The sequence below is a fragment of the Couchioplanes azureus genome, assembly GCF_014648355.1.
Taxonomy (GTDB): Bacteria; Actinomycetota; Actinomycetes; order Mycobacteriales; family Micromonosporaceae; genus Actinoplanes; species Actinoplanes azureus.
Window position 1 is genome coordinate 187092 of record NZ_BMQY01000001.1, and the last position, 14315, is coordinate 201406.

The window sequence follows — 14315 nt, forward strand, 5'->3', positions numbered from 1 at the left end:
GCTTACTTCTCGTCCGAGGAGGGACGGACCTCGCGGGTCACGGTCTCCCGGCTCTCGCTGCCCGCGGCGAGCGGCGTGGCCGGTGCCTCGTTCGGGCCGCCGGTGATCGCGCCCTGCTTGAACAGCGGCTTGAACTCCTGCACAGCCTTCTCGAAGACCTCGACCTGCTCGTCGGTCAGCTGGCCGTCGCTCTCGATGGCGGTGAAGGTCTCGCTGCGGTGCCGCTTGATCCAGTCCAGCAGCTCGGCCTCGAAGCGACGCACGTCGCTGACCGGGATGTCGTCGAGCTGGCCGGTGGTGCCGGCCCAGATCACGACGATCTGCTCGGCCACCGACAGCGGCGAGTACTGCGGCTGCTTGAGCAGCTCGACCAGGCGGACGCCCTTCTCCAGCTGGGCCCGCGACGCCCGGTCCAGGTCGGAGGCGAAGGCCGAGAAGGCCTCCAGCTCACGGAACTGGGCCAGGTCGAGGCGCAGGCGGCCGGAGACCCGGCGCATGCCCTTGACCTGTGCGGAACCACCGACCCGCGACACCGAGGTGCCGACGTTGATGGCCGGGCGCACACCGGAGGCGAACAGGTCCGCCTCGAGGAAGATCTGGCCGTCGGTGATCGAGATGACGTTCGTCGGGATGTAGGCCGAGATGTCGTTGGCCTTCGTCTCGATGATCGGCAGACCGGTCATCGAGCCGCCGCCCAGCTCGTTGGAGAGCTTGGCGCAACGCTCCAGCAGACGGCTGTGCAAGTAGAAGACGTCACCCGGGTACGCCTCGCGGCCCGGCGGACGGCGCAGCAGCAGCGACACGGCGCGGTACGCCTCGGCCTGCTTGGTCAGGTCGTCGAAGACGATCAGGACGTGCTTGCCGGCGTACATCCAGTGCTGTCCGATGGACGAGCCGGTGTACGGCGCGATGTACTTGAAGCCGGCCGGGTCGGACGCCGGGGAGGCCACGATGGTCGTGTACTCCAGCGCGCCCTGCGCCTCCAGCGTCCCGCGGATGCTGGCGATGGTGGAGGCCTTCTGGCCGATCGCGACGTAGATGCAGCGGACCTGCTTCTCCGGGTCGCCGGACTCCCAGTTGGCGCGCTGGTTGATGATCGTGTCGAGCGCGACCGTGGTCTTACCGGTCTTGCGGTCACCGATGATCAGCTGGCGCTGGCCGCGGCCGATCGGCGTCATGGCGTCGATCGCCTTGATGCCGGTCTGCAGCGGCTGCTTGACGGGCTGGCGCGCCATGACGTTCGGCGCCTGCAGCTCGAGCTCGCGGAAGCCCTCGTTGGCGATCTCGCCACGGTCGTCGATCGGGTTGCCCAGGGCGTCGACCACGCGGCCGAGGTAGGCGTCGCCGACCGGGACCGAGAGGACGCGGCCGGTGCGCTTGACCTGCTGGCCCTCCTGGATACCGGCGAAGTCACCCAGGACCACGACGCCGATCTCGCGGACGTCGAGGTTCAGGGCGACACCCAGCGTGCCGTCCTCGAACTCGAGCAGTTCGTTCGCCATCGTCGAGGGCAGACCCTCGACGTGCGCGATACCGTCGCCCGCATCGGAGACGATGCCGACCTCCTCACGGGAGACCTCGGGCGTGTAGGACGAGACGTAGCGCTCTAGCGCCCCCCGGATCTCGTCCGAGGAGATGGTCAGCTCGGCCATCCTCTGCCTTCTCTAGTCGGCTCGGGGCGTCGCCGCGCCCGAGGGCTTTCGGTAGCGTCACCGCCGCCGAGGGGAAGTACTTATTTAGCGAACGCCTGCCGGGCTTGGTGAAGTCGCCGCAGGATCGTGCCGTCGTAAAGGTCGGAGCCGACCCGGACGCTGATGCCGCCGATGATGCCCGGATCCACCGCGACCTTCAGCGAGACCTGCCGGCCGTAGAGGTCGGACAGCTTGGCGGCGAGCCGCTGCTCCTCGGCGTCGTCCAGCACCTTGGCCGCCGTCACGTACGCCACCTCGCGGTCACGCTTGGCAGCGGTCAGCTCGACGAGCTTGCTGAGCGACGTCTCGAAACTGCGCCCGCCGAGACCTTCCAGGGCGACCCGCACGAGCTGGAGCGTCCCCGTCTGGGCCTTGCCCGTCAGCAGGTCCTCGGCCAGCTTAGCCCGCCGGTCGACCGGCGCAGTCGGGTCACCGAGGGTGACCGCGAGCTGGGGGTTGCCGGTGACGACCTGACCGAAGCGGAACAGCTCGTCCTCGATGTCGGCCAGCCGGCCCGCCTTGTCGGCCGCGGCCAGCGCGGTGTCGACCCCGAGCCGCTCGGTCGCGTCGAGCAGTTCGTTCGGCGTCGACCAACGGCCGGACGCCAGGACCACGAGCGCGTCCACCGTCGCCGCGCTGAGCTTGCCGGCGAGCAGCGAGCGGAACAGCTCACCCCGCTCGGCGCCCGGGCGCGACGGATCGGTCAGCGCCCGCCGCAGCCGCGGCTCGCCGCGCAGCAGCCGCGCCACCGACAGGATCTCGTCGGCGGTGATGGCGATCTGCGCGGCGGTGGCGGTCTGCGTGTCCGCGGTCAGCTTCTCCGCGGCGGCGGCGTACGACTCCCGGTTGACGGTCGCCATCAGCGCCCGCCCGCCGTACCGGCGCCCAGCTCGCTGATGAACCGGTCGACGGTGCCCCGGCTGCGTGCCTCGTCGGCGAGCGACTCACCGACGATCTTGCTGGCCAGGTCCACCGCGAGCGTGCCCACCTCGGAACGCAGGTCGCGCACGATGCTCTCGCGCTGGGCGGCGAGCTGCTCGCGACCGGCCGCGATGATGCGCTCGGACTCCTCCCGGGCCTTGGCGAGGACGTCCTGACGGATGCCCTCGGCGTCGGCGCGGGCCTCGTCGCGGATCCGCGCGGCCTCGGTGCGGGCCTCGGCGAGCTGCGTCTTGTACTGCTCGAGCAGCCCGTTCGCCTCGGCCTGGGCGGCCTCGGCGCGCTTGATGCCGCCCTCGATCGCGTCGACCCGGGCCTTGAACGTCTTCTCCATCTGCGGGAAGACGAACTTCATCAGGACGAAGCAGAGCACGGCGAACGCGATCGAGCCGACCACGATCTCCTGCCACACCGGAAGGATCGGGTTGTGGCCCGATTCACCGGCCTCGGCGGCCAGATAGTTCAGCATGCGGACCTCCCATCGAGGCGAAAGGAATTACTACTTAGCCCAGATGAAGCCGAATGCGATGCCCAGCAGCGCGAGCGCCTCGATGACGGCGAAGCCGATCCAGACGTACGGCAGGGTCAGGCGCGACGACTCGGGCTGGCGGGCCGTCGACTGGATGTAGGCCGAGAAGACCAGGCCCACGCCGATGCCGGGGCCGATGGCGGCGAGGCCGTAACCGATGGCGGCGGTGCTGCCGTTGACGGCGGCAAGAACGTCCAGCATTACAGATTCCTCCTGGTATCTCGCGTGACGGTCACGCGGGACGACAAACGGGTTGGAGCACCAACAGCTTTCAGTGCTCGTCGGCGAGCGCGCCCTGGACGTAGCTCGCGGTCAGCACCGTGAAGACGTACGACTGCAGGCAGATGACAAGGAACTCGAGGAACGTCAGCGCGATCGTCATCACCCAGGAAACGATCGAGAACGGCGTGAACCACACATTGGCGCTGATCATCGCGAAGCCGCCGAGCGTGAACACCAGCAGCAGCATGTGCCCGGCGAACATGTTGGCGAAAAGTCGGACCGCCAGCGAGAACGGGCGGACCAGGAAGTTCGAGAAGAACTCGATCGGAATCAGCAGCGGCAGGATGAACCACGGCGCCGGCGGGATGAGCGCCGTCTTGAAGTACTTCACGAAGCCGTGGTGCCGGATGCCGACGTAGATGAACATGACGTAGCTGATGACCGCGAGCATCGCCGGGAAGGCGATGTGCGAGTTCGGCGAGATCTGCACGAGCGGCACGATGCCGAAGAAGTTGTTCACCAGGATGAAGAAGAACAGCGTCGTCAGGTACGGCGCGAACGCCACGCCCTTCGGCCCGATCATCTCGACCGCGATGTTGTTGCGTACGAAGCCGTACGCGCTCTCCGCCAGCCACTGCTTCTTGGTGGGCACGAGCTGCGGCTTCCGGTACGAGACCAGGAAGAAGATGATGATGGCGGCGACGGCGACCCAGACCAGGAAGGTGATCTTGGTGAACCAGTAGGAGTCGTGCGCGCCCCACGGCAGGATGCTGGGCAGGTAGAAGTCCTCGACACTGGGCGGGAACTCCGCTGCGAGGACCGTCGACTGACCGATCACCGTAGCCCTTTCCTGTCAGGCGCCGAGACGGCGCACAATGAGGTAGACACCACCGCCGATACCGACGACCGCGCCGATGCCGGCGAAGATCCCGTTGGTACCGACCCAGTGGTCGACCAGCCAGCCGATCCCACCCCAGACCAACATGCCCGCGAAAAGATAGGTGACCGCCGTCATGCCCATGCCCGTGTCGGGCGGGGGTGGACCGTCGTCACCGTGGGAATCGTTGGGAGGTTTCTGACCGGCCATGACGGCATGAAGATATCAGCCAGGAACGCGAAGCTAAGCGGGACCCCCCGCACAACCGCAGTTGTCCAGGCGTCGGGGGTCTCGCAACTAGCCAGACACGGTACTCCCCCTCCGCGAGAACCGGACACCTTTGCCGTCTTCCCGTCACCGATTCGTGGATCAAAACCCACGAAAGTCGCGTTGACGTGGTACGACGCCGGTGCAGAAGATCACTGTCGGCGGCTCAGCCGGGCCACCCACCAGATCTGCACGGCCGTCCACCCCATGACGCCGGCAACGACGCCCCAGCCGAGCGCGGACCGACCCTGCCACTCCGAGGAGATCACAAATGCCAGGATCACGCCGAGCAACGAGTACTTCACCACGTATGTGGTGATGCCGAGCGGCATCAGCAGCGCCGGGCGCACGGTGTCGGCCCACGCCAGCACGAGCGTCGACATCGTGTAGCTCACGGTCACGATCGCCACCCCGGCGACCGCGCCCAGCGCCGCCGGCACGCCCGAGGTCAGGAACCCCACCGAGGCCGCGCACATCATCAGCGCGAACGAGAACGCGGTCAGCAACGGCAGGTGCTCGACCCGCCACCGTGGATCGGCGGGCAGCGGCGGCAACTCCGGCAGCGGCCCCAGGTCTTCCTCTTCCTGTTCGGGGACGTAGTCGTCCCAGTCGGAGCGCTGCTCCGGCACGACGTCGTCCCGCTGCGCCTTCCTCACGCGGGCACACCCTCCCCCGCGTACGCCGGGAAGCGCCGCACGAGCGCACTCACCTCGTCCGCGGCGTCGCGCAGCGTGCCCGCACCCGCCACCGTCGCCGGATCGGCGCGCACGGCCGCGGCGATCAGCCCGGCGATCTGCCGCATCTCCCCCTCGCGCATGCCCTGCGTGGTGACGCTGGGCGTGCCGACCCGGATCCCGGACGCGGTCGTCGGCTTCTCCGGGTCGAACGGGATCGCGTTCTTGTTGAGCGTGATCCGCGCGCGGTCGCAGCGCTCCTCGGCGTCGCGCCCGCTGACCCCGAGGTCGCGCACGTCGACCAGCGCCAGATGGGTGTCGGTGCCGCCGGACACGGGACGCATGCCCTCGGCGGCGAGCCCGGACGCCAGCGCCTGGCTGTTGCGCACCACCTGCTGGGCGTACCCCTGGAAGCCGGGCAGCGAGGCCTCCCGCAGCGCGACCGCCTTCGCGGCGACGGCGTGCATCAGCGGACCGCCCTGGGTGAACGGGAAGACGGCCTTGTCGATGCGCGCGGCGAGACTCTCACGGCAGAGAATCATGCCGCCTCGCGGCCCGCGCAGCACCTTGTGGGTGGTGCAGGACACCACGTCGGCATACGGTACGGGCGAGGGCACCGCCCGCCCCGCGACCAGCCCGATGAAGTGCGCCGCGTCGACCATGAGGTAGGCGCCCACCTCGTCGGCGATGTCCCGGAAGGCCTTGAAGTCGATGAGCCGCGGGTAGGCGGTGGCGCCGCAGACGATCAGCTTGGGGCGGTGCGCCAGGGCGAGGTCGCGCACCTCGTCGTAGTCGATCAGCTCGGTGTCGCGGCGTACCCGGTAGCCGATGGGGTGGAACCACTTCCCGGAGAAGTTGACCTTGCTGCCGTGGGTGAGGTGGCCGCCGTGCGGCAGATCCATCGCCAGCACCGGGTCGCCGGGCTGCACCAGGGCGGCGTACGCGGCCATGTTCGCCGACGTCCCGGAATGCGGCTGCAGGTTGGCGTGCTCGGCGCCGAAGAGCTCCCGGGCCCGCTCGACGCCCAGCTCCTCGGCGCGGTCGACCTCGGCGCAGCCACCGTAGTAGCGCCGCCCGGGATAGCCCTCGGCGTACTTGTTCGTCAAGGTCGAGCCGAGTGCCGCCAGGACCGCCGGGGAGGTGAAGTTCTCGCTCGCGATGAGCTGGAGGCCGCCGCGCTGCCGGTCGAGCTCACCCAAGATCACCTCGGCGATCTCGGGGTCCTCGCGCCGCAGCGCGGAGAAGTCCGGACCCCAGAACGTGTCCATGGCGCACTCCTCACGTCGGCGTCTTCGCCGGAATACGAGCATATGGCTTATCCACCCCCACCTGGGGCACTGTGTGGGTTATGCGCTGTCTGGTCACCGGGGCCACCGGGTACATCGGCGGCCGCCTGGCACCCCGGCTGATGGACGCCGGTCACCACGTCCGCGCGTTGTCGCGCAGCGCGGAGCGGCTGCGGGACGTGCCCTGGGCGCCCCGGGCCGAGATCGTGGCGGGCGACCTGTCGGACCCCGCGTCGCTGGGCCCCGCCCTCGACGGGGTCGACGTGGCCTACTTCCTGGTCCACTCGCTCGGGCAGCGTGACTTCGAGCGCCGGGACCGGGAGGCGGCCCGCAACTTCGCGCGTGCCGCGTACGAGAAGGGCGTCCGCCGGATCGTCTATCTGGGCGGCCCGGAGCCGCCGCCGGGCGACAAGCCGTCGGCGCACCTGCGCTCGCGGGCCGAGGTCGCGCGGATCCTGCTGGACAGCGGCGTGCCGACCGCCGTGCTGCGGGCGCCCGTCATCATCGGCTCCGGCTCGGCCTCGTTCGAGATGCTGCGCTACCTGACCGAGCGGCTGCCGGTCATGGTGACGCCGCGCTGGGTACGCAACCGCATCCAGCCGATCGCCGTCCGGGACGTGCTGCGCTGCCTGATCGCCGCCGCGGAACTCCCCGCCGACGTCCACCGCGGCTTCGACCTGGGCGGTCCGGACGTCCTCACGTACGCGGAGATGATGCAGCGCTACGCCCGGGTGGCGGGCCTGCGCCGCCGGATCATCGTGCCGTTGCGGCCACTGAGCCCGTGGCTGTCCGCGCACTGGGTCGGCGCGGTCACCCCGGTCCCCAACGCGATCGCGCGGCCGCTGGTCGGCAGCCTGATCCACGAGGCCGTCGCGCACGAGCACGACTTCGCGCGGTTCGTCGCCGGGGACGATTTCCTGGGCTTCGACGAGGCGGTCCGCCGCGCCCTCGGCAAGATCCGCGACGCCGAGGTGGAGACCCGCTGGTCCACCGCCTCCGGCGGGGACGCGGCCGCCGAGCCGCTGCCGAGCGACCCGACCTGGTCCGGCGGCACGATCTACACCGACGTGCGCTGCCGCGAGGTCGCCGCGCCGGTGGACGCGCTGTGGCGCATCATCGAGGGGGTCGGCGGCGACAACGGCTGGTACTCGTTCCCGCTCGCCTGGTCGGTACGCGGCTGGCTGGACCGGCTGGTCGGCGGGGTGGGCCTGCGCCGGGGCCGCCGCGACCCGCACCGCCTGCACGTCGGCGAGGCGCTGGACTGGTGGCGGGTGGAGGAGATCAGGCCCGGCGAGCTGCTGCGCCTGCGGGCCGAGATGCGGGTGCCCGGACGCGCCTGGCTCGAGATGACGGCGTCACCCGGCCCGGACGGCACGAGCGTCTACCGGCAGCGGGCCCTGTTCGTGCCGCGCGGGCTGGCCGGGCACGCGTACTGGGCGAGCGTCCTGCCCTTCCACGGCGTCATCTTCAGCGGCATGGCCCGCAACATCGCCCGCGGCGCCGAGGCCCGACGGCCTTCCGGCCTCGCCACGGCTCGGTACGCGCAACGCCGTGGGCGGGGGTGAGCCCCCCGACCACGGCGTTGCGTTCCCGCGATGGACGTCAGCGAGCCGACGTCTCGTCCCCCGGTGTCACCAGGACGACCCGGCGACGGCGCGCGCTCAGCAGCAGCAGCCCGCCCACGGCGACCACGGCCACGCCCACACCGCCCACCAGGGCGGTCTGCATGCCGGTGACGGCAAGCTCGCCGGCACCGCCGGCACCGCCTGCCGGGTTGCCGCCGGCGTTGTTCTTGCCGCCGGCGGCGTTGTCACTGCCGCCGGCACCACCGGTCTTGCCGACGAAGACCACGAACTGGTCGGTGTTGTCGCTCTTGTCCACCTCGGGCACCGTGCTACCGGGCTTGACGGTGCGAGCCGGCGGCGCCTGCTCGACCGGACCCTCTTCGGCCTTCTCGCCGACGATGCCCTCGGGCAGCTCGGTCACGGCCTGGGAGGCGACGGGTCCCTCCACCACGGCGGCACCGATGATCGCCTTCACCTTCACCGTGCCGGTGAGGTCCTTGGGCGACGGCGCGTCAGCGGCGACCTTGATGTCGGTCGTACCGGCGACGGCCGAGAAGATCTCGTCGTCCTCGACCTGGTCCTGGTCTCCCGGCACGAGCGGAAGCTCGTCGTACGTACACGTGGCGACGGTCTTCGCGGCGTCGTAGGTGCAGCCCTCGAGCTCCTCGGCGAAGCTGACGTGCTTCGGCAGCTGGATGTCGAAGTGGAAACCCTCGACGGCCACGTCGCCCTGGTTGCCGACCTCGAACGTCAGTTCGGCGACGCTGCCGGGCGCCACCAGCTTCTTGCCGCCGTTGTCGTCCGATGCCACGTCCGCGGCGACGGCATACAGGTCCGGCCCGCTGACGCCGACCTGGACATCGACGCCACGAGCAGTGACGTCGTTGCCTTCGTTGTCGTCGATGCCCTCGTGTGCCACCGCGGCGAACAGCTTTCCGGCCGAGCCGGTGCCGCCCTTACGGGTCAGCTTGATCGGCAGATCGAGCGACGCCCCGGAGGGGATGTCGCCGACGATGCACACGAAGCTCTTGCCCTCGTTCTCGCAGGACTCGGCGTCCGGCACCTCGAGCTGGACCTTCTCGCCGTCCAGATCTTCGTTGGCGAAGTAGATGATCGTGTCGACGGCGGTGTTCGGACCGTGGTTCTTGATGGTCGCCTTGACGAACTTGCCCGAGCTCGTGGCGGCCACCTTGGTGCCGGTGATCTTCAGCTCCAGGTCCGCGACGTTGTCGGCCGCCCGGGCCGGGGCGCCGAACGCGGCGATCGCCCCGGCGGCCAGCGCCGACGCGGCCGCGGTGCGAACGAGGAGATGGAAACGAGAGTTCATGTGTCCCCCGGGTCGGGTGGCTAAGACCGCCGCACGATATTCAGGAGCGCGATCGAGCGCTAGTCCCGCCGGAGGGGATCCGATCCGCTATGTCGGCTTCCTGTGGATAAAAGTTCACCAATCTTGAGCTTCGTGAGCACCATCGGCCACACACCGTCAGCGACCGGAGGGGTCGGGCGGCCGTTGCGGCACTAGGCGGCGGCGCGGGAGAGCCGGTCGCGGACCGCGAGCCACTCCTCGGTGGGCGGCGGCGTCTTGACCAGGATGGTCGCGACGCCGGCGTCGTCGAGTCGGTGCAGGGCGGCGTAGAGGTCCGCCGCGTACTCGCGGGGGTCGGCGCTGAGAACCTCCGCGCCGGGGACGTCCGCGGTCTCGTAGGTCAGCACGCCCACCGAGGCGTCGAGGCCGGCGGGGTCCACCTCGTCGGTCAGCACCACCTTGGCACGCGGGGCGTAGTGGCGCCTGCTCATCCCCGGGGAGGGGCGGGCCGAGCCGTCCGCGACCTCCTCGGGCAGGGCGATCGTCCCGGTCACCTCGCGGATCTCGCGCAGCCCCAGCGCGCCGGGTCGCAGCAGCCGGGGCACCTCGCCGGTCACGTCCAGCACCGTCGACTCGATGCCCCACGACGCCGGGCCGCCGTCCAGCACCAGCGGCACGTCCGGCAGGCTGCGCAGCACGTGCTCGGCCGTCGTCGGGGAGATGCCCTCCGAGCGGTTGGCGCTCGGCGCGGCGAGCGGCAGCCCGGTGGCCTCCAGCAGGCGCAGTGCGACCTCGTGCGCGGGCACGCGTACGGCGATCGTGCCCGTGTCGGCGCCGACCTGGGTGAGGTGCGGGGCGCGGCGCACGACGAGGGTCAGCGGTCCCGGCCAGAACGCGGCGGCGAGGTCGTCCGCCGCCCGTGGCCAGTGCGCGGCCAGCTCCCTGGCCGCCGACACGTGCGCCACGTGCACGATCAGCGGGTTCCACGACGGGCGGTTCTTGAGCCGGTAGACCTCGGCGACCGCCCGGGTGGAGAAGGCGTCGGCGCCCAGTCCGTAGACGGTCTCGGTGGGGAAGGCGACCACCGACCCGGCGCGCAGCAACCCGGCCGCGCGGCGGATCCCGGCGGCATCCGCGGCAACGATCACGCCGGCCTCGGCGCTCCGGGCAGCAGCGCCTCGACCAGGGCGTACAGCGCCTCGTCGAGGGTGTCCGCGACGCGCTGGAAGGTCTGGTCGCCGCGGCCCCAGGGGTCGTCGAGGTCGTCGCCGGGCAGCGGCTCCTGTCCCGCGCGGCGCCGGTCGGCGGCCGCGACGAGGGCGGTGGCCCGGGCCGTGAACGCCTGCGGGTCGGTGCCGCCCGGGGGCAGCTCCGCGACGTCCAGCTCGCGCAGCAGCCGGGCGAACTGGCCGAGGACGAACGTGCGGTCGGCGGCGCCGGGCGCCAGCGAGCGCACGAAGTCGCTCTGCTCGGCGGTGGCGGTGAGCACCAGGCCGGCCTCCCGGAGGTCCGCGCCGGTCAGCTTGCGGGCGGCGAAGCCGTCCACGTTGCCGCCGCGCAGCCGGATCTGCCGTGCCGCGGGCGGGTTCATCTGCTCGCCCTCGTGCCAGCCGCCCGTTCCGGCGCTGACGCTGCGCAGCAGCTCGCCCGGCTCGGCGGCGGGGTCCAGCTTGGCCAGCCGCTGCCCGGCCGCGAGCAGCAGCAGGCGCTCGGCCATCGGGGAGCGGCAGATGTTGCCCAGGCACACGTGCAGCACGGTGAACGGCGGCATGGTCAGGATCCCGCGGGCTGGATGTCCGGCACCACGTCGCGCAGCTCGGCCCAGGGCACCGCGCCGTCGCGCAGCACCCGCGGGACGTCGCCGGTGACGTCGACGATCGTGCTGGGCGCGGGGTCGTGCGCCACGCCGGCCTCGAGGTAGACGCGGACCGCGTACTCCAGCTGGTCGCGGGCCTCCTCGGCGGTGACCGGGGCGGCCTGGCCGGCCCGGTTGGCGGTGGTGACGGCCATCGGGCCGACCTCGCGCAGCACCTCCAGCGCCACCGGGTGCAGCGGCATGCGCACGGCCACCCGCCCGCCGGTCTCGCCGAGGTCCCACTGCAGGCTCGGCGAGTGCTCCACCAGGATCGTCAGGGCGCCGGGCCAGAACGCGTCGGCGAGCTCGCGGGCCGCCTTGGGCAGCGAGTAGACCAGGCCGTCCAGGGTGTGCCGGGAACCGACGAGCACCGGGGGCGGCACCCGGCGGTCGACGCCGCGGGCGTTCTGCAGCGCGGTCACCGCGTGCGGGGTGAACGCGTCCGCGCCGACGCCGTAGACCGTGTCGGTCGGCAGGACGGCCAGCTCGCCGCACTTGATCGCCTCCACGGCGGCGGCGATGCCGCGATCACGCTCGGCCACGGCGCGGCAGTCGTAGAGCATCACGAGGTGCAGTCTGCCATGGCGCCCGGAAGGCCCGTCATGCCCGCCGGGCGGTCGCGAACCGGGGCCGGCCCGCCAGGTCCGGATGGCCCGCGACCCCGGTGAACCGGCCGTCCGCGGTGAGCAGGGCCGGCACGGCGGCGGCGTGCACGTCGTCGTGCTCGACGCCGACCACCCCGCCGGGCCGCAACAGGGCCGCGGCCAGGGCGACCACCGGCCGGATCACGCTCAGGCCGTCGGCGCCGCCGAAGACCGCCTCGGCGGGGTCGTGCTCGGCGACCTCCGGGGGCACGGCGGTGCCGTCCGGCACGTACGGCGGGTTGCACAGCACCACGTCCACCTGCCCGTACAGCTCCCGCAGCAGGCCCGGGGCCGTCACGTCGGCCTCGACCACCTCCACCGCCGGGAAGGCCGCCGCGTTGCGGCGCAGGAAGGCCAGCGCCGCGGGCGAGCGTTCGACGGCGACCACCCGGGCCGCGCGGGACTCGTCCGCGACGGAGAGCGCAACGGCGCCGCTACCGCTGCACAGGTCGACCACGGTGGCACCGGGCGCGGTGTGCTCGATGCCCCACCCGGCCAGCAGTTCCGTCTCGGGGCGCGGCACGAAGACCCCCTCGCCGACCGCGAGCTCGAGATGCCGGAAGGCGGCCGTGCCGAGCAGATGCTGCACCGGGATCCGAGCGGCCCGCCGCGCCACCAGTTCCTCGAACCGGTGCAGCTCGGCGGCCCGGATGGTGTCCACGAGCAACAGCCGGCCGCGGCCGATTCCCAGCACGTGGGCGGCGAGCAGTTCGGCATCGACGCGCGGTGATTCCACCCCGGCCTCGGCCAGCCGGGCCGCCGCCCCGGTCAGAGCGGCTGCCAACCCCGTCCGGTCTGTGCCTTCGGAGGGGTGTTCATGCGCGAGTGTCACGGCATAATCATGGAACGTCGTGGCGCGACGGTGGCCGGCCGGGTCGCCGATCGATGCCCGACACAGGAGAGCGGAATGCCCGTGGCGGTGCCATGACATGGTTGGACCAGCTCCCGGACTGCGTGGACGACCTGCGACGCGCCGGCGAGCTCCAGCAAGGCGGCCGGTCCGCCGAGGCGCTGACCATCCTGGACAAGGTCCTCGAGGTCACCAGCGACCCGCTGACCCGCGCGTACGCGCTGGTCCAGCGCTTCGGGGCGCTCATCAACCTGGGTCGGGTCGCGGAGTTCGCCACCGCCATGACCAGTGCGTCCAACGCCGTCCACGAGAGCTCGGATCCGTACCTGCGCGGCCAGATGCACGCCTTCGCCGCGCTCGGCGCCCACCTGCAGAGCGCTCTGGACCGCGGCGTCACCCATCTCGTCCAGGCCTCCCGTGCCCTCGCGGCCGTGACGGACGGCGACGCCGAGACGGCGTGGGGCTGGCACGACCTCGCGATGGCGTACTCGTACCTCGGCTTCCACGGCCACGCGCTCACCGCGATCGAGCAGGCCCGCCAGGTCGGCGTGGCCGGCGGCATGGCGCCGGAGCTCTTCGCCGCCCCGGGGATCCGGCTGCGCAACGCGGTCGCCCTCGACCACCAGGGCGACACCGACGGCTGCCTGCGGGTGCTGCGCGACATCGACGCCGAGCTCACCCGGTACGTCACCACCGGCGCCGACGCCCGCCTGCGCCCCAGCAGCCGCCCGGTGTACGGCTACGCCCTGGCCCGCCGCGCCGCGCTCGGCGAGAGCACCGACACCGACGTCGAGAGCCTGTTCCTCGGCGGGGGCGACAGCGTCCGGTCGCGCGACCTGCGCCACCTCGGCGGGGTATGCCTGGCCATCGCCGCCGGGCGGCCCGCCGAGGCGCTGCGCAGGCTCGACGCCGTACCGGTCTCGCAGGAGATCCTCGGGCCCGCCGAGCCGGCCCGCCTGCGCAGCATCTGCCACGCCGCCGCCGGTGACCACGAGGCCGCGCACCAGGCCGACCGGTACGCCTTCCGCCTCGCCTCCCAGCGCATCGACCGGCTCCGCGACGGCTACCTGGACGGCGTCTCGGCTCGCCTGGACGCCCAGGAGACCCACCGCGACGCCGGCCGCTACGGCGACGAGACGCTCACCGACCCGCTGACCGGCCTGCCCAACCGCCGCCAGCTCGAGCGCTACGTCGCGGCGATGCTGGCCCGCGGGGAGCGCGCGGCGATCGGCGTCTGCGACCTCATCGGCTTCAGCGCGGTCAACGCCCGGCACGGACGCCACTGCGGTGACCTGGTCCTCCAGCGCATCGCCGGGATCCTCAACCGGGTCATGCGCCGCGGCGACTTCGTGGCCCGCTTCGCCGGCGACGAGTTCGTGGTGGTCCTCCCCGGCGCCGGCGCCGCCCAGGCGGCGGAGGTCTCGCGCCGGATCAGCGCCGCCGCGGCCGGCGAGAACTGGCAGGTCCTCGTCCCCGGCACGCCGATCAGTCTGGCCGCGGGCTGGTCGGAGGTCGGCGCGCAGACGCGCGGCCTGAGCGCCGCACTGGCCGACGCCGCGGGGCGCCGCTCCCCCGCCTGACCCCGTACGCCGATCGACGCCGAGCCGTAC

Annotated in this window: 15 protein-coding genes; 2 read left to right on the forward strand and 13 right to left on the reverse strand. The window is 71.9% G+C overall.

Features of this window, described 5'->3' with window-relative positions; all coding sequences use genetic code 11:
• Window positions 1-2: 2 nt before the first annotated feature.
• The 8 genes from atpA to glyA form a co-directional block, all read right to left on the reverse strand.
• Entirely contained in the window at window positions 3-1652 is a 1650-nt protein-coding gene (gene atpA, locus IEY99_RS00865; RefSeq protein WP_189198743.1) for a F0F1 ATP synthase subunit alpha, read from the reverse strand.
• Between the two features lie 80 nt (window positions 1653-1732).
• The gene (locus tag IEY99_RS00870) at window positions 1733-2554 is read right to left on the reverse strand and encodes a F0F1 ATP synthase subunit delta (protein WP_189200470.1); all 822 of its coding nucleotides are present in this window, start codon (window positions 2552-2554) and stop codon (window positions 1733-1735) included.
• A complete protein-coding gene (locus IEY99_RS00875; protein WP_189198744.1) occupies window positions 2551-3099 on the reverse strand; it encodes a F0F1 ATP synthase subunit B in 549 nt (182 codons plus the stop codon). Before IEY99_RS00875 ends, IEY99_RS00870 begins: the two co-directional genes overlap by 4 nt.
• Window positions 3100-3129: 30 nt before the next feature.
• Entirely contained in the window at window positions 3130-3357 is a 228-nt protein-coding gene (locus IEY99_RS00880) for an ATP synthase F0 subunit C (protein ID WP_189200472.1), read from the reverse strand.
• A gap of 73 nt (window positions 3358-3430) precedes the next feature.
• Window positions 3431-4219 carry a F0F1 ATP synthase subunit A gene (gene atpB, locus IEY99_RS00885; protein WP_189198745.1) on the reverse strand — a complete coding sequence of 263 codons (789 nt, stop codon included), beginning with the start codon at window positions 4217-4219 and terminating at the stop codon, window positions 3431-3433.
• Window positions 4220-4234: 15 nt separating this feature from the next.
• Complete coding sequence (locus IEY99_RS00890; RefSeq protein WP_189198746.1) at window positions 4235-4468, reverse strand: AtpZ/AtpI family protein; 234 nt, start codon at window positions 4466-4468, stop codon at window positions 4235-4237.
• 209 nt (window positions 4469-4677) lie between these two features.
• Window positions 4678-5181: a hypothetical protein gene (locus tag IEY99_RS00895; protein ID WP_229797968.1), complete on the reverse strand. Its 504-nt coding sequence runs from the start codon at window positions 5179-5181 to the stop codon at window positions 4678-4680.
• A complete protein-coding gene (gene glyA, locus IEY99_RS00900; RefSeq protein ID WP_189198747.1) occupies window positions 5178-6467 on the reverse strand; it encodes a serine hydroxymethyltransferase in 1290 nt (429 codons plus the stop codon). The genes IEY99_RS00895 and glyA overlap by 4 nt, the downstream gene beginning before the upstream one ends.
• Window positions 6468-6547: 80 nt before the next feature.
• On the opposite strand from glyA, the gene IEY99_RS00905 reads away from it, so the two are divergent.
• Complete coding sequence (locus IEY99_RS00905) at window positions 6548-8050, forward strand: SDR family oxidoreductase (protein WP_189198748.1); 1503 nt, start codon at window positions 6548-6550, stop codon at window positions 8048-8050.
• Window positions 8051-8087: 37 nt separating this feature from the next.
• Here the strand turns inward: IEY99_RS00905 and IEY99_RS00910 are convergent, their stop codons facing one another.
• From IEY99_RS00910 to prmC, 5 genes are all read right to left on the reverse strand, one after another.
• Entirely contained in the window at window positions 8088-9377 is a 1290-nt protein-coding gene (locus tag IEY99_RS00910) for a hypothetical protein (protein WP_189198749.1), read from the reverse strand.
• Window positions 9378-9568: 191 nt separating this feature from the next.
• Window positions 9569-10504 (reverse strand): L-threonylcarbamoyladenylate synthase, encoded by a 936-nt coding sequence (locus tag IEY99_RS00915; RefSeq protein ID WP_189198750.1) that lies wholly within the window; start codon window positions 10502-10504, stop codon window positions 9569-9571.
• Window positions 10501-11127: an arsenate reductase/protein-tyrosine-phosphatase family protein gene (locus IEY99_RS00920; protein ID WP_189198751.1), complete on the reverse strand. Its 627-nt coding sequence runs from the start codon at window positions 11125-11127 to the stop codon at window positions 10501-10503. Before IEY99_RS00920 ends, IEY99_RS00915 begins: the two co-directional genes overlap by 4 nt.
• A 2-nt stretch (window positions 11128-11129) precedes the next feature.
• Window positions 11130-11774: an L-threonylcarbamoyladenylate synthase gene (locus IEY99_RS00925; protein ID WP_189200476.1), complete on the reverse strand. Its 645-nt coding sequence runs from the start codon at window positions 11772-11774 to the stop codon at window positions 11130-11132.
• Window positions 11775-11811: 37 nt separating this feature from the next.
• The gene (gene prmC / locus IEY99_RS00930) at window positions 11812-12687 is read right to left on the reverse strand and encodes a peptide chain release factor N(5)-glutamine methyltransferase (RefSeq protein WP_229797970.1); all 876 of its coding nucleotides are present in this window, start codon (window positions 12685-12687) and stop codon (window positions 11812-11814) included.
• A gap of 92 nt (window positions 12688-12779) precedes the next feature.
• Here prmC and IEY99_RS00935 point away from each other — a divergent pair, with 92 nt between their 5' ends.
• Window positions 12780-14285, forward strand: a complete 1506-nt coding sequence (locus tag IEY99_RS00935; protein ID WP_189198753.1) for a GGDEF domain-containing protein — start codon at window positions 12780-12782, stop codon at window positions 14283-14285.
• The last annotated feature ends 30 nt before the right edge of the window (window positions 14286-14315 follow it).